Source organism: Bacteroides fragilis NCTC 9343, from assembly GCF_000025985.1.
In the GTDB taxonomy this organism is placed as follows: domain Bacteria; phylum Bacteroidota; class Bacteroidia; order Bacteroidales; family Bacteroidaceae; genus Bacteroides; species Bacteroides fragilis.
This window is the reverse complement of sequence record NC_003228.3, coordinates 2,336,794-2,357,659: the sequence shown is the minus strand read 5'-3', so window position 1 is coordinate 2,357,659 and position 20,866 is coordinate 2,336,794. Positions and strand designations below refer to the sequence as shown.

At 41.1% G+C, this 20,866-nt stretch carries 18 protein-coding genes; 12 read left to right on the top strand and 6 right to left on the bottom strand.

Annotation, left to right across the window (positions count from 1 at the left end):
- Positions 1–11: 11 nt before the first annotated feature.
- The 12 genes from BF9343_RS09410 (at position 12) to BF9343_RS09355 (ending at position 13,471) form a co-directional block, all read left to right on the top strand.
- A complete protein-coding gene (locus tag BF9343_RS09410; protein ID WP_010992799.1) occupies positions 12–680 on the top strand; it encodes a PAAR domain-containing protein in 669 nt (222 codons plus the stop codon).
- A gap of 4 nt (positions 681–684) precedes the next feature.
- Entirely contained in the window at positions 685–3,678 is a 2,994-nt protein-coding gene (locus BF9343_RS09405; RefSeq protein ID WP_010992798.1) for a toxin VasX, read from the top strand.
- Positions 3,665–4,711, top strand: a complete 1,047-nt coding sequence (locus tag BF9343_RS09400) for a hypothetical protein (RefSeq protein ID WP_010992797.1) — start codon at positions 3,665–3,667, stop codon at positions 4,709–4,711. Before BF9343_RS09405 ends, BF9343_RS09400 begins: the two co-directional genes overlap by 14 nt.
- A gap of 4 nt (positions 4,712–4,715) precedes the next feature.
- Entirely contained in the window at positions 4,716–5,636 is a 921-nt protein-coding gene (locus BF9343_RS09395) for a hypothetical protein (RefSeq protein WP_010992796.1), read from the top strand.
- A gap of 136 nt (positions 5,637–5,772) precedes the next feature.
- Entirely contained in the window at positions 5,773–6,621 is an 849-nt protein-coding gene (locus BF9343_RS09390; protein ID WP_010992795.1) for a TssN family type VI secretion system protein, read from the top strand.
- Positions 6,622–6,648: 27 nt separating this feature from the next.
- The gene (locus BF9343_RS09385; RefSeq protein WP_010992794.1) at positions 6,649–7,791 is read left to right on the top strand and encodes a hypothetical protein; all 1,143 of its coding nucleotides are present in this window, start codon (positions 6,649–6,651) and stop codon (positions 7,789–7,791) included.
- 1 nt (position 7,792) lies between these two features.
- Positions 7,793–8,749 carry a type VI secretion system baseplate subunit TssG gene (locus BF9343_RS09380; protein WP_010992793.1) on the top strand — a complete coding sequence of 319 codons (957 nt, stop codon included), beginning with the start codon at positions 7,793–7,795 and terminating at the stop codon, positions 8,747–8,749.
- Positions 8,750–8,754: 5 nt separating this feature from the next.
- Complete coding sequence (gene tssO / locus BF9343_RS09375) at positions 8,755–9,258, top strand: type VI secretion system TssO (RefSeq protein WP_005787050.1); 504 nt, start codon at positions 8,755–8,757, stop codon at positions 9,256–9,258.
- A gap of 12 nt (positions 9,259–9,270) precedes the next feature.
- Positions 9,271–9,798 (top strand): type VI secretion system transmembrane protein TssO, encoded by a 528-nt coding sequence (locus BF9343_RS09370; RefSeq protein WP_005794693.1) that lies wholly within the window; start codon positions 9,271–9,273, stop codon positions 9,796–9,798.
- The gene (locus BF9343_RS09365; protein WP_010992792.1) at positions 9,795–10,688 is read left to right on the top strand and encodes a PKD domain-containing protein; all 894 of its coding nucleotides are present in this window, start codon (positions 9,795–9,797) and stop codon (positions 10,686–10,688) included. Before BF9343_RS09370 ends, BF9343_RS09365 begins: the two co-directional genes overlap by 4 nt.
- 1 nt (position 10,689) lies before the next feature.
- Positions 10,690–13,062 carry a type VI secretion system protein TssR domain-containing protein gene (tssR, locus tag BF9343_RS09360; protein ID WP_010992791.1) on the top strand — a complete coding sequence of 791 codons (2,373 nt, stop codon included), beginning with the start codon at positions 10,690–10,692 and terminating at the stop codon, positions 13,060–13,062.
- Positions 13,063–13,102: 40 nt separating this feature from the next.
- Positions 13,103–13,471, top strand: coding sequence for a hypothetical protein (locus BF9343_RS09355; protein WP_010992790.1), 369 nt, complete (start codon positions 13,103–13,105; stop codon positions 13,469–13,471).
- A 203-nt stretch (positions 13,472–13,674) separates the two neighbouring features.
- On the opposite strand, the gene BF9343_RS09350 is transcribed toward BF9343_RS09355, so the two are convergent.
- The 6 genes from BF9343_RS09350 to BF9343_RS09325 are packed head-to-tail and all read right to left on the bottom strand — an operon-like array spanning position 13,675 to position 20,866.
- Positions 13,675–15,858 carry an SLBB domain-containing protein gene (locus BF9343_RS09350; protein ID WP_010992789.1) on the bottom strand — a complete coding sequence of 728 codons (2,184 nt, stop codon included), beginning with the start codon at positions 15,856–15,858 and terminating at the stop codon, positions 13,675–13,677.
- Positions 15,859–15,913: 55 nt separating this feature from the next.
- Entirely contained in the window at positions 15,914–16,834 is a 921-nt protein-coding gene (locus BF9343_RS09345) for a hypothetical protein (protein ID WP_005800363.1), read from the bottom strand.
- Positions 16,835–16,861: 27 nt separating this feature from the next.
- Positions 16,862–17,965 (bottom strand): carbohydrate binding domain-containing protein, encoded by a 1,104-nt coding sequence (locus BF9343_RS09340; protein ID WP_010992788.1) that lies wholly within the window; start codon positions 17,963–17,965, stop codon positions 16,862–16,864.
- A gap of 3 nt (positions 17,966–17,968) precedes the next feature.
- Positions 17,969–19,156, bottom strand: a complete 1,188-nt coding sequence (locus BF9343_RS09335) for a DUF4856 domain-containing protein (RefSeq protein WP_010992787.1) — start codon at positions 19,154–19,156, stop codon at positions 17,969–17,971.
- A 17-nt stretch (positions 19,157–19,173) separates the two neighbouring features.
- Complete coding sequence (locus BF9343_RS09330; RefSeq protein WP_010992786.1) at positions 19,174–19,812, bottom strand: hypothetical protein; 639 nt, start codon at positions 19,810–19,812, stop codon at positions 19,174–19,176.
- 22 nt (positions 19,813–19,834) lie between these two features.
- Complete coding sequence (locus BF9343_RS09325) at positions 19,835–20,866, bottom strand: DUF4302 domain-containing protein (RefSeq protein WP_010992785.1); 1,032 nt, start codon at positions 20,864–20,866, stop codon at positions 19,835–19,837.

The window sequence follows — 20,866 nt, the reverse complement described above, 5'->3', positions numbered from 1 at the left end:
CATACTATATTATGAAACAAATCGTTACTATAAATTTAAATCATATTTGCCCGATGGTAACAGGGGTGACACCTCATATTGGAGGGCCTATTATCGGTCCAGGATGCCCCGGTGTAATGGTTAATGGAGTTCCTATATCTGTTATGGGTGATATGTGTGTATGTTGTGGTCCGCCCGACACTATTGTACAAGGAGAACCGGGAATCTTGGTTAATGGTAAACCTATCGTATTACAAGGCTGTATGACTGCTCACGGAGGAATTATCCCTGCGGGAGTACCCGGAGTAACAGTAAGCAGTGCCAGTCCTATAGAACCAATCACGATGAATCATGTATCACCGAAAAGGAATAGATTTTTGGCTGCGATTTCTGGCAATAACTTGCAAGAAGCCATCGAAAATCAGAATGCTCTGCAAAAAAAAATGTTAGAGGAGGAACCTATGATATTTAATGTGCATTGGGAAAAAGAAGATATACATATCGCAGAAAGTCATATCAATAAAAAAGTTACAGTAAACGCTGATACTATAGGATTTAAGGATGGAGAAACTGTGAAATTTGTAATTACCCCTGAGGCTATAGATACAGCGAATGGAGAACAGGTCGAGGATATTGAGTTAACAGGAACTGTTAACAATAACCATGTTACTGTCGAATGGATTGTAGAATTAAAAAAATGAGAAGATGAAAGATGACATGATTGCTATATTTGGCTTAAAAGCATCTGGCAAAGGCAAGGAAGCACAAGGAAATAATCTATATGCCGTGGATTATGTGAGACTCTATTTATCATTATATGGAGTCTACAGCAAAAGTACCCATAAAAGTGGGATATTGGCTCCTTTAGAAGGTAATGATGTTAGTTCTTTTCCTGCTCCCAAAGGATTTCCCGATATGAAGTATGGATATTCATATCAGAGAATCCCCTTACGGAAGGGATATATCTATGCTTATTTTGAGAAACATAACACGGCAGGAATCTTTAAAGAGTATGAAGTAACCAACGAGGGAGGAATAGTCAACTTGGTATGGTCCGATATGGAAAATCCTCGTATTTCATGGGAAACGCCCAAAAAAGACAGAATGACAAATTACATTGTCCTGCGAAAACAGTATGATAAAAAAGTTTGGCTGGTCTTTTCACCCATCAGATGGTCAAAACAGTATGCAGAAAAGGTTTTGGGTAACGAGGAAGAAAGAAATAAGCGCATGCAATCACTGGAATGTGAAACTTGTTTTAAAGGAGAATACGATAATCATGGCTTTGCTGTAGAAGAGGCCAAAAGTATATTGGTTAGCCCTCCGTGGGATTATCTTACTGAATTTTCTGACAAAGTGAAGGCCGGGAATTATTTGGAATGGGAAAATGCATCATATAAGGCATATTTTGACCGATATAAAGGACAATATGAGAAAAATTGCGCTCTAAAAAAGGGCGATGCAGACAATCATGATTTTTATTTCTCTTTGTTTGACCCACAGGGAATAGCTGATATACTCTGCGCTGATATAGCCATAGAAACTCGAAATCTTCTGGTAATGGTAGAATCGATGAAGACCGGAGACATTACCAAAGCCTATAAAAAAGTGGATGCTAATGCTTTGGACGGAAACTATGACAATCCTGAGCTGGTGGCACTTATTGATATGGGTATTTTGTTATACCGTATGTCGGATGTCAAAACTGGTGTTTTCACAAAATACAAATCACATATTTCTACAGATTTATTAAAGACAATACTTTTGGTCGAACCCCGTGCAAAGTTACGCCAGAAAATTCATTATATCCGTGAGTTACTTTCTGAAATTATCATGTGCGAGGCTTACCAATTGTCAATACAAGATTACCTCGTTGAAAAAATGCCAACCGTTAACAAAGGAAAATCAAGTTTGTCGAAACACCTTAGCGGATTAGCAAATGCTCCTGAAAAAATTGATGGCTATTTGGACCAGCCTATTGGCCATTCTAAAAACCTATCAGTAACCGAAAAGAAGATTGGTAATTGTATAAACAATGTTTTGTCCAGTGAAAGTAATACTGGGAAATTGCTCAGAAAAGAGTGGAACCTTGATGAAATAGTGGATAGTGTTTCTTTAATCACTGATACACAGGATTCTGTCGGTGACATCGCAGATGCTCTGCTCGGTTATATTAGATATATCAGGGCTAATCAAAAGCTGAATTTCATATCTGAAGTTTTTCGATTTGTAACTAAGGATGGACAAATTTTTGTTAAAATTCCAGAAGGTATGTTTACTGCTGAATTAAAAAACAAGATAGATTTTTCACACCTACGTACAACAACATTGAAAGGCAAAGGTAAAGGCTTTCTTATTAAACTCAGCGATGTGACGGATGTAGATGGTAATCCTATATCCGGTTCTTTGTCGAAATTCAAAAGGACTAATTCTTCTGTTTCCGTATCTTTGGATAAATTGATGCCCGAATGGCAGAAGCAATTGGCCAAAGCTGACAATAAGGGTGAGAAGTGGGCAAAAGGATTTAAGAAGTTTGTTGATAATCCTCAATTCACGAGAGCGATGATTGGCATCACCATTTTGAAAACTTCTCTTACCGTTAAAAAAGAAGATAAAAATATAGAAGATTCTTTGGAACTTATCGGTAGTGTGCTTTTTCTTGCCGACTTGAAACAGGAATATCTTGCACGTCTTGCTCCGGCTTTAATGAAAAAAATAGGGAGAACATTAAGTATTACAACTGTTGTTGCTCTAAATGCAGCCTCCACTGTTGACGGAATATATCTTATTAAAGAAAATCAAACAGCGGCTGGTACTATAGCTATCATTTCAGGGGTATCCGGAGGTGTAGGTGGTGTGGCAATAATATTGGGCTTTTCCAATCCATACACAATAGCTTTAATTATTCTGTCTCTCTCTTCTACGATTATTCTTGAGGCTATCCGTGATACTTCGTTGCAATCGTTATTGAAAAATTGCGCATATGGTAATAATTACAAACTTAATGCTAAATCAGGGATAGAACTTTTGAATAAAGCCTTGAAGACAGAAGTAAGAAGCGATAAACTAAAATCTTTTTTATATGAACAACAAAAAACGCTAAACCAACTGTTGTATATCGAACAGCATGCTATCAGAACTGAATTAACTTTATATTATAGCTACAAAACAATAAACAGTTATCCTCATACGATACACGAATCGACAGAATTGAATTATCTTGAAATCACTATACGGATTTGGTGTATGCCTCTGTTGGACGGTGAAATTGAGGTATATTTATATGATATTGATGGGAGTGATTCCAACCCACCGGTCGAATCGTTATTTTCCGAGACTAATATCGTACAGATAGATGCCCTACAGGGCGTGGCAGTAGTCCGTTTTGAAGTGGAAGATCCTGTAAATAACACCCGCAAATTTAGAGGTGGTACGCTAAAAATTATGGTGCGGATTAAAAATTCAGAAGGCCAGTATTTACCAACTATTAACGGCATTCCACACGGTATAGCCTCCTATTTTCCGTATCAAAATAGTTTCAAAACAATAGTTACAGAAATAAAAGCAGGCGGTCAGACTCGTTATAACAAGAAGCATAAAGAGATAATTAAATATGATAAATTATATACATCGCCACCAGCAGACAGGGAAGAATTGGAAATTATGGAACAAAAAACAAAAAACAATGAAAGGTCATAAACATTCTCTTAATAAGTATCATCAATGGGCTGATGAGGTTCAAGTAGGAAAAGAGGCAGAACAAAGGGAAGAACGGAAATGGAAAAAGATTTTTTTCATTATGGCATTATGCGTTAGTTTATCATTTTGTGCTGTATTTTTTGTCACCTGTTCTCTTTTTGAAACGGCAACAATCACTAATCTTGCTCTTTCGGTAGTAATGATGTTAGTTATTACTTCTGCTTGGCTTATTATGATACTTTATTTAATAATCCCCAAGATATATCCTAAAATTCCTCTTATCAATAACGTCCAACTTAAGTATTATGGTTGTTTCGATTTCGGAAATAAATGGGTTAGTGAAAATATAGAGGTATTTAAGCAGTTTGATGACAAGAAAATCATCATAGATGCAACCTCCCCGACTCGAAATGGTGCAGCAATTTTGTATATTGCAATTTTGATAACATTGGCATTATTTGATTTCTATCCTAAAGTATATGACAACCTATTAGATGGAGATATCTGGGGGACTACTCAAGCTTATACTGTTTATCACAGAATTCTGGATGAGCGAGGTGTATTATTTACAAATAATGATAACGTCATGATAAATAAACTCTCGTTTGCAAGCAATATGGCATTAGCATCTGTTTATGCAATTTTCATTCTATTAGCACTACTTTCCGTTTTATCCCCCCGACGAACAGTTATCTTCGACCGGGAAAAGAAAACAATCACCATTCCTCCGCGTTGGAGGATACACAAAGCGGAAACTATACCGTTTTATGATGCCGTTATTACATTTGGTGCTAAAGTAGATAAAAAATCATTTAAGGGAGATGAGGAAATAGTAATAGCTAATTACAAACACCTCGTCAAGGGAGTTTCTTTGCAGTTTGCTGGTCGTACAAACGGGTATTGTTTTGCTCGTTTGATTCAAGCTTATATGACTGAAGACGATTTATCAAATCATCCTGAATTTGAAGCTTTCAAACAGATACAAGAGGAAATGAGAATAAACAAACTACGGAAAGAGGCTGAAAAGCAATAATACAATGAAAAGCCATAAAGAATATAAAAATGAATATCAACGTTGGACTGAGGAGATTCAAGCGTTAAATGAAGCAGTACAATGTGATACGAAGAAATGGAAAATTATTGGATGCTTCTTTGCCTTGTTTGCAAGTCTATCATTTTGTGGCTCATTTTTTGCGGCTTGCTTTATCTGTGAGATAGCAACAATAACTAACTTGACTTTATCAGTATGTATTACAATATTGGGATTTTGTTTTTGGTTAGTTCTGATATTTTACAAAGTAACTCCTAAAGTTTTTCCTAAAATTCCCCTCACAAACAATGATAAACTTTGGAGGTATAGTTATTTTAATTTCCGAGACAAATGGGTGTATAAATACATTGATGAATTTAAACAGTTCGATGAAAAGAGAATCGTAATAGATGCCACCAATCCTACAAGGAGAGGAGCACCAATATTTTTCCTTCTTATCGTGATTATATTGCCTTTATTGGGCATATATTCTTTTCAAGGAGGAAATAATAATTTTGCTGAAAACTACACAATCATTTTGATTAATTGTGTTTTAATATTATCAGGAATATTTAAATTCTTATCCCCCCGAAGGACAATTGTCTTTGACCGAGAAAAGAAGACAATCACTATTCCTCGCCGTTGGCTAATCCATAAAGAAGAAACGATACCATTTCAAAAGGCGGTGATTTCCTTTGGACAGGATGCTCTCCGAGGAATTGATGGCGTAGTCATAGCCAATTACCAGCATCTTGTTGGTGAAGTTTCTTTGCAGTTTGCTGGGCGTACAAACGGGTATTGTTTTGCTCGTTTGATTCAAGCTTATATGACTGAAGACGATTTATCAAATCATCCTGAATTTGAAACTTTCAAGCAGATACAAAAGGAAATAAGAATAAACAAACTACGGAAAAAGACTGAAAAGTAATGAGAGAACAAACATTTCAAATTATAAAATCATGTCTACAGAATAGAATAAGTAGATTTATTTTTCATAATAACATGCCTAAAAGTAATGATGTGATAAAACTGAAAATAGTTAATTTAAAAACAAAAGTCGAAATATGAATTCATTCTTCCAAACCCTCGCCTTCACCTACCTGCTCTACCCGATACTGGGATTGTTACTGGTAGGCTTAGGCATTTTCATAGCAAAGAAAAACGCTCTGCTGAACAACAAGCGGCTGGTAGGCTATACTATTGGTGCAATCACACTCTTGACACTCCCTGCCTTACTGGGATTCCTTGATTACGGTTTCATGCCCTACGGCTACATCTTCCTTACCATGCTGTATCTTCTTCTGGGCAGTTATAACATACGAATGATTTCATGGGTGTATAAGGACGACTACAAGTATCGCCACGAAATCATACTCACCGGTTTTATACTGGTGGTATCCATGTTGTTCTTCACCCTTGTCTTCAATCTCTGCAATGAATTAAAATACGGTCTGTGGGCATCCACCTGCCTGCTTCCATTCGTCATTGTCTCGGTATTTATCCGCACCTACCGTATCTTTATCGCCATTCCGATTCCCGTGTATGAAGTATGGAGATACACAGACGATACCGAGCAGGACGGATATTTTGACCCGGGCAGCCTGCAAGTCCTGCAAATAGAGCTATACAAACAAGAAAGTGACCGGGAACCGGTCAAGCTCAGTGTGAAAGCACCCGACGAAATGCAATTCGGCACATGGTTCCACCGGATGATTGACGACTATAATCTGAAGTCTCCACAAGCCCGGATAGACGACTATGCAGCAAAAGAGGGAGGATGGATTTTCTACCGGAAACCCACCTTGCTATCTCCCCGACATTACATAGACTTCAACCTTACCGTAAAGGATAACCGCATCCGCAGCCGTGATGTAATTGTTGCTAAACGGGTAATGGAACATAATGAGAACTAAGAATATAAAAATAAAACTACATACTATATGGCAAAGAAAAATTTAGTAAACTGGTCGGACTGTATGCCGCTGTCAGCCGCCATCTTCAACCAACATGACGATTACTTTCTGGATAGCATTCGCGATAGCATAGAAGTACGAACCAACAGTTATAACTACGGGCTGTTGCCCGCACGGCAAAACAGGGATGGCGAAAACGGCATCCGTATCAGCCAGCACGTGACCGGACACATCGAAGTGCGGCTGAAATACTGCGATGCGGTCACCGCTTCGGGTATCCGCATCCAATTTGATGCCACCGAAACGGGAAGCGAATTAGTGAAGAACTATTCTGTAGAATCGGATACCCGTAAGAATATCACGCAATGGGACATTATCCTCTCCGTGGATCCGTTCCACCGGGTAGGCTCGGGTGACCCCAATCCGGAGGAAGTTCCACCCCGCCATCCGAACGCCTTGCCCTCCTATCGGTTGTTTGTGATGCCCAAAGGAGAAATCAATATCAGTGAACTGGGTTCCCATTACCTGACCATCGGACGTATCCGCAAGGATGCCGAACGATTCATGGTAGATGCCGACTTTATCCCGCCCTGTACGACGATGAAAAGCCACCCTGAACTGCAAGAGTATCATGCCAAGTTCGGAAATATGTTCCGCTCACTGGAGAATTACAGCAAAATTATCATAGCCAAAATACATAATAGGGATAATCGCGGCGAACTGGGTGTGCACATCTCTCTGATATGTCGGGAGATGCTCCGCTACCTCGCCACCCTGCAATTCACTTATACCAATAAAGGGCTGTACAATGCTCCTATTGATGTACTGGATTCCGTATCGAGTCTGGCACATATCATGTATGTAAGTTTCAGCTACCTATCAGGGACGCAAAAGGAGGAAACGCAGAAATATTTCTACGAGTGGAGCGACGTAACGCCCGGTTCGTTCGACGAGCAACTCGCCGATACGTTGGAGATGCTGTACGAACATACGGATATCCGGGCTTCGATGGTTCGTGCCTATTCGTTTATGTACACACTTACCGAATTGTGGCAACGGCTCAGTACGCTGGAATATATCGGTCAGCATAAGGAGAATATTGTGGTATCGGAACGCACTACGGGGAACAATACTACGGGACAGAACAAAACATGGAGCATAATGGATTGATATGGAACATCGCTTACCCAAAGAGATAAAGGGGTTTCTTCCGCCCAATACAATGGACACCGACTTCAAGGCAGAGCTATACGGAGCCTTGCTGTCGGAAGCCGGGTTCGACACCGCTCAAATTATGATGGTGCGTGACGGTAATAACCTGAGCAATGTTTCGAAAGATATCCGATCGGTGAAGCATAGGAATCATGTCGGCATAGCGGAGGGGGCATACATAGAACTAAAGACCAACCGCCGGGGGATTTATGATTCGCTGCCGGAGGGATTGTTCCATGAGGCGCTCTTTCCCGGCAAGGTGAAAGATTTGGGACTTATTCTGGAAGAGATGCAGCAACATCGTAACGAAGAGTTCTTTATCCGACGTTTTTTCAGCCTGCTGGAGAGCGAAGTGGACAGAGAAGGGATACAGGCACAATTGCTCGAATTGCGGTATGATAAAAAGAACAAATATTCTGATTATGCGAAACTCTTTGCCGCTTGCTGGCCGGTCATTCATATTTTGTCCAGACAGGGGGCGTTGCTGTTCATCAAGTTCATGCCGCATATCCATTCGATCCGGGGCAGACTGGAAGAGGTAAGCGACGCACTGTCGCAGATTCTGGAAGCTCCGGTAAAGGTACGCCCCAAAATGGTGCAACGGACAATAAGGGCACAAAAACCGAACCGGCTGGGGAACATGAGACTGGGAGCAAACAGTGTGAATGTGGGGGTGCTTAATAGTGCTGAGGCTGATTTGCATATACACATAGGCGACCTGCCAACTCGGGAAGTCGAAAGGTTCCTGCCCGGCAACCGCTCCCGCAAAGCCCTTGAAATGCTGGCGGATATTTTTCTTGGCGCGTGGCAGGAGTTCGATGTGACGGTCAGCGTTAGCCCTGACGAACGCAAGACTTATTTAAAACCGACGGGTGACGCCAGTCCGTGTTACCTCAGGATAAACACTTATTTATAAGAATTATGAAAGCAAAGAACAGTGAGAAAATCATCCGTGGATATTTGGAGTTTGCCGGCGGACTGTTAATCAGTACGGCTTTGAGCATGGCACTGCTCACAGGCTTTATCCATACGAATGGAAGCGAATATAAGCTAATGGAATCCAAAACACAAGAATACGATAAGATTTACGCCAGACAGATTGCCCTGGTGGATAAGGTGGATTCGCTGTATAACTACTTGGTGCTGATGGGCAGTAACGACCGGCTGAATCAGGTGGTGCTCCAAAAAGTTATCAGTACACGCAAGATGGAACTTATCGAGGAACTGCAAATAATGGATAGCAAGGATGTACTTCTGTACAAAAAACTGGCTTCGCAAATCAACGTGTTTCTGGACACCAAAGAAGCCATACGTAAAGCGGTTATTGAAGAAAGCCTTGTGAGAAAAGACCTGATGCGGTGCATTCAGGACAATAAACAGGCTACCCGAAAGCTGACATTGGGAAACATTAGTGTAGAAAAGTAAAATAGGAAAGATATGAGCATAACCCCTAAAAATAAAAGCAGCAAAACCGTTAGCGAGCGTGAACGCTTTATCGGATTTGTATATGTGCTTACCCTGTTTATTGTTATCACAGGAGCCTGTGGATTTATTCTTTTCAAGTATGCAGGGACACGCCACATCTTCTCCAATAAAATAATGGTCATTAAAAAGATGGAGCGGCAAAAGGAATTTCAAAATATACAATCAGTACAGATTGTGAGCGCAGATACCCTATTTTCACGTATTGAACAGTTTGAGCCGGGCGTCAATGCCTCTTATGAGGAAAATGATATCAAGTTCCTGATAAACGACCTTGCCAAACAATGGGAAAGAAACAGTTTTGACAAGCGCAATAAGATGTTCTGGCATCTCGCTTCGGTATATGAAATGTGGTTTGCCGACAAGAAAGAACTATGGAGCAAGCAGGATAACATAATAAAATTCAAGAAAAATCTGGAGGAGTGCGAAGTCGGACTCCAGAAGAAGGAAGGCGAACTTAAAAATAAAGGAGGCAAGCCATGATGAATAAATTCCTAAATACGAAGGTTCTCTATATCTTTATCTCCGTTATCATACTTATTATGTTTTTTCTGCTGGTAATGAGAGCTTGCTCGCAGAAGCAGCCGATTCAGGCTACTGTAACTCCGTCTGACCCTGTCGTGGGGGAAGAAATATTTTTTTCCGATTCCACGTCGGGAGCGAGAATCTGGTACTGGGAGTTCGGAAACAACGAGACATCCACACAACGCAGCGGATACCATCGGTTCAAGCAAAAAGGGGTGTACAAAATACGACTGACCGTCAACGGAAATCTGGAACGCTACTTTGATGTGAGAGTAAAAGAGAAGACCAATGCGGAAGACCTGCATCTGGTTCATATCATAGCTCCCAAGGAAGCCATTCAGGGAGAAAATATCATCTTCCGTGGCGAAGGACACGACGAACAATGGCGCTGGGAGTTCGGAGAGACGGGGATGATTGATTCCCGTGAAAAAACGGCTCTTTATGCTTATACCGAACCCGGAGAGTACGAAGTATTGCTTAATACGGAGAATACCCGGTATCCCATCAGACACCGGATAAACATTCTGCCCTACTATTCGGAGAATGATTCTACCGATGTAATGGTGCTCATCGGTTTAGACATCAAAGAGAAGTTGCAGAACATTGCAGACGGTAAACCCTTTAATGTAAACTACAACTATGTCGTGGACAAGTATTTTAATAATAACCCGAACACGCTGGTTATTGTCAACAACAATAAATATAACGACTTTTATTCTTATTGCCAAGGACTGCACCATATCGGCAGAAAAGAAACGATTATCCAGAATGTCATCGTAGAGACGGAGGATGAAGAGAGCGGATATATTACCCAAATAACGGTTATGCAAATCGAAAAAAAGAAATGAAATGAGAAAGTTATTTGTCCTATTGATTTCTATCGTCGTTTTATCGGCTTGTGCTCCCGTACACCGCTTCACTCAACTGCGGAAGCTTCCTCGTGAATATTCTGAAAATTATTCCATAGAGGGGATAAAGGCACCCAGAAGCGCTGCCCACCGCAAACCGTGGATTGTCTATTCGGACAGGGTGGAGAATGCCGCCTATGTCAATCCGGGAGGCAGGGTAAAGTCTGCCGAGGTAGGATTACTGGATACGTTCTTAGTTATCAAGACCAAAGGAGATTATTTGCGGTTGATTAAATATAACCCCACAAATATCAAGCACAACCGTATGACCCAACGCAAAAAGGCGGAATATGTGGGCTGGATGCACCGCTCCCGACTGATACTTTCACCTTCTTCCATTACCGATGTACAGTCGGGACTGCATGACAAATTGTTGACTGCGATTACCGACACCACGGCAATCATGCAATCCGCAACTTATTTTACAACCGCCGATTCATTGAAAGTGTTTGGCGATCCGGAGCTACAGAATCAAACCGGCGTGGTGGGTATCCACGCTATTATATACGCGCTCAAGTATTCTGTTGACAGACGCAGTGTATTGGTATCGAAAACTCCTTCTCTCTCTGCCGATAAAATCGGTGAGCAGGTTATCGGATGGATTCCCGCCGTCATGCTGCAAGAAATCGGACATCAGGTGTTCACAGGAACGGCGTTTTCCAGAGTGCCGGCTTTGCAAAAGACGCTGAAATATGCTCCTATGATATATCCTTACCATACCGATTCCACCTGCTCGTTCGTCAGCGGAACATTAGAACCGGTTATTGACAAGAAGGACAACCACGTGTTCAACATCGACGGAAAGAGAATCTCTTATACCCGTGGAAATCAAATCAAGCAAGAATTGAAGCGAATAAATATCCTGTTCGCAATGGAACAGTCTTCCCGGCTACCGGAACAATACCCAATGCTGTTGAATGCCATACAGAATCTGGGACCGTTTTTTGCAGGTTCCGGTGAATCGTTCTCCTATCAATTCGGAGCGGCGGTAGCTACCCACCGGGGCATGGAGACAATTCCACTGACTGCTGATTACGAGATACTTATAGACCGATTGGTGAAAATGGCGTCACATGTAGCTGACACAGAAAATACTCCTTTGCCTGCATGGAAGGCAATGAGAAGTGCATTGGAACTTATCGGCAATACACCTGAAGCGGTTAATCTGATTATATCAGTCGGTGAAACGGGAGAACAGCAAGAGAATGCTCCCTCTTCCATTGTGAAAACCCTGAATGAAAAGAACTGTCGCCTGCTCGGTTGGCAACTGTACGCCTCGAACGACGATAAGTACAACAACTATGTGCTTCAACTTTCAAACATGATTGAACATTACGCCGAGTACCGCACTAAAAACAAGCGGAATATGATTCTGTATGCCGACCAGCTTTGCCGCAGCAACCTGCTGCGGGAAGCAGGCCCGAATTTTCTCATGCTCGACTATCCCTATGCCAGCATGACACAAGGCGGTTTCCTGTTTCCGGAGAAAGGTGAAACCCTGCCAATGGAATTGTTTGCCGGAGCGGTGGATTCCATCGTAACACAGATAAAAGCGGATCACCAACTGCTCTCTGAAAGCATAGACCGTGCATTTGCCACGGTTGGCAACGGTAAAGACCGTTTAGACAGTCTTCTGATTGCAACCTATCATCTGCCTCAAGGGGTAAAACCGAATAAGGAGTTTAAAAAAATATTTGGTGATGTTGCTCCGATATGGTATAGGAAAACAGAAAGAATTACCGTTCCGGACAGTTTGATGCGCTATTACCTGCTACTCTCCGACCCGGAACTGAAACAGACAATAGAACGCTTGGAAACACTCTGTGCCATAGAAGTGGATGTGAAGGACATGAATAAGCCAAAGAAAGGTAAAGTTAAACAGTTGTGCCGCTATTTAAGGGAAAGGGTACGCCCCGATAAGGTAGAAACTCTCGGCGCATCACCCGCAAATCCCGAAAGCAAAGCAGATACGGTGTATGTATCTACCGGAAAAATACGCCGCCACCTTTATCGCTTTTATATGTCAGAACTGCGCAACTGCCGGATCTGCAAAAATAAGCGAAAGGAAATCAGGCGATATTCTCTTTCTTATGCACACAGTCAGATATTTGGAGTTCCGGCCAACAGCCCTGTGCTTGATGACATAACGGTGAAGGATCTCAAAAAGAAAAAACAGTTAACCGACAAAGAGTTGGACGGACTTATTCAATATTTTAAAGAGAGGAAAGAAAATATGGCTAAGAAATACGGAGAAGAAAAAATAACGATGGAAGGACAAAGCTATTACTACATAGCTTCAGAACTGTTACCGTAGGAGAAAAAGTATTTTCCAAAGAAAAATAGCGTAATAAATTGTGATACGAAAAAATCATAAGCCGGCGTTTTGTGATGAAAATCCAATAGATTGCCATTTTGATGTGAAAAGCTATCCTGCCGGAACAACGGTGCATAACAACGATACGAATATCATTTACCTGATATTCTGCATGAAAGGGCATGCACGGATTACCAGCACATTCTTCCACGATGAAATTTTGTGTGCGGGAGAGGTGATGTTCGTCCCTCACGGGAGTGAATACAGCGGCGTGGCGTTAAGTGATGTTACGCTGCTGGTTCATAAATTCAATAACACAGTCTGCCGGGCAGAGAACTGTATCCTTTCCTATCTTTATTCGCACAAGAATATTGATTCCAAAATTTATTGTTGCCAAAGAAGAACGTAAGAAACATGTATATAGTTTAGTTCTTGTCACAATACTGATTAAGTTTTATTGCAAATACAAAACTTAAGCAAAAAACAGCTACACAAACTTAGTAATCTTGTAATCCAACACCACTTTATTATACTAATTTTTCACGATTAAAATAGTCTAATTCGGCCATAATGTAACGTTAAACCACAAGATTACTTTTTATTATGATTATATTACTTTATCATACCGACCATGGCAGCCACCATTGCAGCGATAGAGGCAATAGAAGTATTCATTCCTGCAACGTCCCTCGGCACAGTCTTTTTCCTATTTTCTTTGCTTGGTACTATTATTTCACATCCTGGTTCAATTGCACAAACCGCACTCTTTCTCAGACGAGACACCATTCCGTTCATATATACTACATAAATATGTCGCTTCAGTGCCCGGTTTCCGAAGCCGCCGGCCTGTTCAATGTAATAGTCAAGATTACTCCCCTTTTGATAAAGTATTGTATTAGGATACATCACGGCCCCACTGATTGTTACCGTACTGACATATTTGGGAATAAATAGTACATCTCCTTCACGCAAGACCATATCTTCGTCAGAACCCGGATTTATTAACGCTTTCTCGAGTTCTATGCCTACCGGATAAGTAGAACCGGTTTCCAAAGCGACCGGAGATATAGAATTTTCTTCACTCCCCTTGACCAACAAACGTACTACATCCTGTTTCCGCCTTATCTCATCCGCTGTCATTCTACGTATCAGACGTGCTCCTCTCACATAAGCTTCTTTCGATAATCCTCCGGCTCTTGCTATCAGACTACTCAGCCTTTCATTGCTTTTGGTTAATGCGTAATTACCGGTGAAAACCACTTCTCCTTCAACTGTTACATTGGCCTGTTTGCGATACCCCGGACTTCGACGAACGAAAACGATATCATAAGGTTCCAGTTCAAATCCTTTATCCTCCCCTATCAACAATCCGTTTGCAAGCTCAACCGTAAAACTCTTTCCAATAACATTGGAGGATAGTATACTTCCAGGATCTTTGATTCGACGCGACACATCGATCCGGACCATAGAAGCAGATTCCGGCAATCCTCCCGCTTTTACAATCAAATCCTGTATAGTCGTATTTTTAACATAAGGAAACTCACCCGGTACCCTTACATCACCATAAATGGACAAAGTTCCTTCTTTCTCAATATCTTTCACACTGGGAATGTAGAGGACATCATTCTTCTGCAAACATAGGTCGGCGGATGTGTCATCCATCATTTTTTTCAAATCGACAGGAATCATTTCATGTGTCAGATCTTCCTGTTGGCGTCTCAACAAAGCCCTGTTAAGAAAAGCGTCTCCCCGAAGTCCTTCCGCTTTGCTAATCAACTGCCTGACAGTTCCTGTTACACTATCATCCAATTGATATATGCCCGCACGATATACAGCGCCACGAATTTCGACCTTGTTTGAGAAACGTTCCAATACCGCTTCAACGGATAATTTATCACCATCGGCCAGAAGATAAGACTGATAATCGTCCTGCGCCACATTGTATACCTGTTTTGCTTTTCCGCCCATACGAAACAAACGTATGGCACTCCGATAAGCATCTCCCGTAAAACCTCCCGCATAACTCAACAAAGTAGCTACGGTTTCCCCACTTTTCATTTCATACTTCATCGGACGTTTTACCTTTCCGGAAATACTTACCAGATTCTGATAAGGAGGAACTAAAATGACATCGCCTTCCGATAAACGGATATTATCCGTCAATTTACCTTTCATAATATAATCATATACATCGACACGGGCGATCTCCTTTCCATCTCTCACAACACGAATATCACGCAGGCTTCCGATATCACTGATTCCACCGGCACGATACAAAGCATGAAATACCGATGCAAATGCCGACAACCGATAAATACCGGGTACTTTTACTTCACCCATGACATTGATCATGATGGTACGGATTCTCCCCAACGATAACTCTATATGGACCGTTTTTTGAGGAATAGCAGCATAAATCTTACTAAACTCACGTCTCAAACTTCGTTCGGCATCCTGTATATTCATTCCACTCAGGAAAATGGGACCTATACCTGCCACATGAATAGTACCTTCAGGAGAAATTATTTCCCTGACTGTATTTTCAGAAGCACCCCATACGTCTATTATCAATTCATCTCCAGAACCTAATACATAATTTTCAGGAGTAGGAATACCCAGGCTAGGCTCAAAAGATAAATTTCTGGCAGTAAATATATTACGCCCAAAAACAGCAACCTGCTTACCACGAATGACATGATCATCTTTCCTATGTTGTCTTGCTCTGCTGCCTCCTGCCAATAAAATAAACAGAGCAAATAACAATGCTCCCTTATCGTTTGTTTTTTTTAATATCATATCCTTCAGACAGCTTACTTTTTTTGCGACACAAGACACAAATCGCACAAATATTTCACTTTTCATAAGGGAGCAAAAATTTGAAACCTCTTCCCCGTAACATGACTTCCGACTCACGCACTTCTTCTACATACAGCCTATGTATACCTTCTGTTATCTGCGGTTTCAAGGATCCATGGCGAAGTATATTTAAATCGATAGAGTCACCCTGTACGGGATTCATGATAGGAGCTATTTTTATATAAGAACTATTATACATCACTCCCCCACCATAAGGGCGGGCACTATTTACAATCCATGTACCTACTCCTTTTCTTTTGACTACCATGTTATTATTTTGGATCAGATAGTATGAACTTGAGTTGGTGCTATACCACCCCGGAATTTCCAGTTTTCCTTCCGGTCTCACTTTAACATGAATAACCTTCTTCTCTTTTGCGTCTTCTGAAATAGCGATAACCCGGGCTTCTCCCTCATATTTGGGATATATCTCCAGCATCCCCGTAGAACCGTCCCATTTCATATCCATAATATCTGCGGGATCGTCCTCTTCCAGCTTAGTCAATTCTCCTCCTCCGGAAATACTTATGAATTTACTTCTAAATCGGGGAAGAAGCTGCACTACGGAATGACTTATTCCGAGTTCCGGAAAGACTACGTTGATTTTCAACCTTATGCGCTTATCATGAGAAATGATGGTAGCAAACGTTTCACCTTCCAACCAACCTTTTACTTTAAGGGTATCCATACTTATATCAGCAGTGGCTATTTGTGCGTTCTCCACATTAACTATATATTTCCCGTTTCCACCTGACAAAAGAAGTCTCTTCTCTGTCTGTTTATTCAACGACAACTCATCAACGACTCCTTCTTTTCCTATACGGATATCGGGAAATTCTTCTTTTTGTTTTTCACATGCAAAAAAGCAAATAAGACAAAAAGCAATATACAATTGGGTTATTACAGTCTTTATCATTGGCTTGTTTCCTGTTTAATTCAATTTCTATTTTTCATTTCTTTTTACGCCCAAATGAGGATACAGAATCTCCCATTCACGACCTTCTCCCTCATCAATATAAACTTCCAGGCAAAATCGTTTATAAAATCCTTCGAACTCCGGAAACTCTAAAGTATTATCTTTGGGTTCAATAGTTACTCCGTCCAATTTATAAGATACCTTGGCGTTCGGATTGGCCAGTTCATTATAATAAAGTTTCAAAAAACGTCCCTCGCAACTCCCGTCAGGAAGGATGGTACGCAAATAAGGAATACGATCTTCGGAATTTTCCGCTTCACGCATTCTTTCTGTCGCACCTCTTCGTTCGGCATATGGCGAGAACTCCTTACCCTTTACCGCTCTTACTTTAATATGATGGGTACTTCCCGGTTTGAGCTTTGTCTTTACATATGAGTTTCCGGACGTGATTGTTTCGACTTGGTCATCAAACACGACTTCCCATTTAATGGTTTCGTCTGCTACCTTGTTCCAGGAAATCTCCATTTCATTCTGATATGCTTTCATTCTTAAATTATCGGGAGCTTCCGGAACGGGAGATATGTCCGGCCCGCTCTCTTTGAGTACCATTGACATATCATCGAACAGCATATAGCCCTGATAGCTCTGTGTCCTTATCCCCATCCCCATACTATAGATATTCTCCGGTATTGTTACAGTACTTTCCACTCTTCTCCACTCATCTTTAACCGTTCTTATCGAAAGTATTTTTTCTCTGCTTTTTATACTCCCGTTATCATACCAAAACAGAGTTACTACTATTTCACGATTTCCCACACTTCCTTTGTTCCAAAAAGAGAGTGTATATTGTTTTCCTGCTTTTACCGATACGGGTTGAGCCAAGAAAACAGATCCTCCGTTAAGCCATATTTTAAGTGCATACACACCTGTACTCTCCGGACGTCTTTCCTGTACCCGCTCCGGATTTAAGCTACTTACTATACGCCAACCGGTAGGCTGTCCCGTATCTTGCCACTTTTCAAACCCTCCGTTAGGAATCACATCGATACCTGCTGTACCTTGAGCTTTAACCTGAATTATTGCCATCATGAATATGATTGCCGGTAAAAGCAATTTATGTATCTTTCTCATCTCTTATTTTTTAATATCCTCCGGTGAAACATCAAACTTCTCTCCAATACGCACCGCCAGATTGTATAACGCTCCCTCGGTCTGCTCTCTCCCTAACAAGCGTTCTTTATCCCATAAACCATCCCCTTTCTCCAATTCATGCAACAAAATCCCGGTTTCTTCGTTTGTTAGAAATGATTTTCCTTCCATATTGCGTGCAAACTGTGCAGCATAGATCAAGCCGTAAGCCTGAGAAAGAAGACGGAACGCCCGCCTGGGATTTTCCTTTAAGTTGGCCAATGTATTCGGACCGACCAGCAGATGCATAGCCCTTACCGCAACTACACGTGACAGTTCTTGCCTGATGGTATCAGCTTGCAACCGCATTTCATCATATTGGGAAGTCGTCATCAAAGCGCGCCCTTTGACAAAGGAGCGGGAGATACGCAGATGACAATCTTTTAAGGCCGGTAAGCCATCGGACTGGGCCAATGTTTTCCAGAAGTCGTAATATCCATATGCCAGATCCCAATGATGTTCCAGCTCCGTATAGTTGTGACCGGGTAAGAGCTGGGTCAGATCATTCCGTACAAGTACCTCGTTATTTTCCAATATTTGCTCACTCAAATGTATGTTGAGTATCTTGTCCAGATATATTGCTCCCATAATAGCATATTTATAAACTTCAGCTACAGCAATCCCCCTTTCATCCACATAACAGATATCTTTGTCTCCTATACCATTTCCTACATATCCTGTCAAGCCTTTCACGGCTTCCCTGTTTCTATGTTCGTAAGAAGGGATATTCGCTCCCAAGCCGGCAATACGTGCGGAAGTTTCAAACCAAGCATCAATATCTTTCAGAATCTTATCTCTATCCTTCAGATGTTTAGAAGAAGCAGAAACCTCTTTTTGTGGTTTTAACCCGAAGTTCCCTTCATGATAAATCCGGAGTGCCTCGTCATAATCCCTTTTTGTACTCATACGCGCTTCGTTCATGTATTCCGAAAAAATTCTATCGATAGGAGATTTCAAAAATCCACACTCAAGTACATTTACAGAACTCTCTCCGTTCCTTGAGAATTTATACGAAGGTTCCGGCAATACCGGGAGCTGATACGCACTTATCACTGTTTCATTTATTCCGTCGGTACATGCCACAACACTTATCAACAGACAGGACAAGAATAGACATTTCAATAAATAATTCATCTTTTTTCTATTTTTTCTTAAGGTAAAATCAAATATTCACAATACGGATACCTCAGTGGATTAATCCCCTCCTCATTTTGATATTGCTCTGTCTGCAGACTGGGAATTTCGATCAGTCCATCAGTGGAGACAGCTGTGATACTTGCTCTTATATTGGATGATCTGGGTCCCTCACCGGAAACACTCAGATACAGAGGAAAACCCGAATGTACATTAAAAGAAATTTCCAACTTCTCGCCGTTAAACATTACATTGGGTCTTAATCCGTCAGCATCCTCTCCGGCATTTCCTATATTTCTCTTTCCACAACTGATCGTCACCAATTCTTTTTTTTCATTAATATATTTCACTTTGTACTGAGCACTGACATCTTTAGTAAGATTACCATCCCAGCGTTTTTCCTGAAACGAACACATCAGGGTTATTTTATATTGGTCAGCACCATTCGGAGTTTCTGTACCGGGATATTTATAGTTCTCCAATGCCTGATCGGGATCACACAATTGTACAAGCAACTCTCCGCGCTTGTTTTCAGGTTTCTCTATCTCTTTGGATGGAAACAACTTCTCATAATCTTCATTTACTACAAAATCTTCTCTTACTGTGTTGCAGCTGCATACAAACAGCAGACAACTTATTATCCATACATGTTTCATATTTATCCTGTTGTTTTCTAATTTAAATTTCATCCCGGATTTCAGCTATAACTCCACTCTCTTCGCCATAGGGAGCAAGATGCTTGCTGACCCAATGTGTTTTTTTGCTGTAAGGGTCAACTACTTTCACAAGTTCGCAAACAAATCTCTCTCCTTCTCTACGAAAATCATAGAAGATATACGTTTCACTATAACGTATACCGGGCTTGAAAGTCAGACCGTCGGCTGTTCCCACATACCCCGAGCCCAATCCTTTTACTTTATTTCCCAACCATCCCTGAGAAGCAAAATAATCTCTCGCAAGAAACAGACGATAACGCTGATATACTTCTGGAGGTTGCTTTCCATTCACACTTCCATCCCCTCCATAAGTGACATTCATCTGTACATCGCTATGGAAATAAACTCGTCCCGCCCTACGAATGATTAGCTGAGGATTTTTCATCTTCTCAAAGAACAATTTATTGTCATATGATTTTTGGATGTCCTCCTGCCAACTTTCATCATTCTTCAATTTTGTAAAAATGATATATTCCCTTGCAGGCTCTATATATGAAGATGTTTTAAATATCAGGTTGCCATCAACATCTTTTCCCGTATAAAGGAAATCCGAAGAGCCGGTAAAGCGGTCATTCACCAAAGAATGCAGATAGGTATAAGTAGTAAAACTTAACTGCATAAATGTGTTTTGGCTCACTTCAAACTCACTTTGCAACTTTTTCGTCAGGCTCTCCTCATTATAGTCGGCCACCGTCTCTACGATCCCATTTTCGGAAAACTTCATTAAGAAATAGTGTCCACCATATCCATATTTGTTCTTGTCTTCAAATATCCCTTTGGGAAGAGTTATCAATTCATTCACATTTGTAAACAACAGAGAATCCGTCCGGGGAAAATAGGTGACAGCCCAGCCATAAGGAGCATTTACAAGTTTCTTTCTCAGTTCGCCGATATGGTTTGCATTGCGCTCTGAAGGAGACGAGTCGAAAACCTTTTCATCTTTACAGGAGAAGCAAAACACCATTAGGATAAGTATTTGAAATCCTAGTTTCAT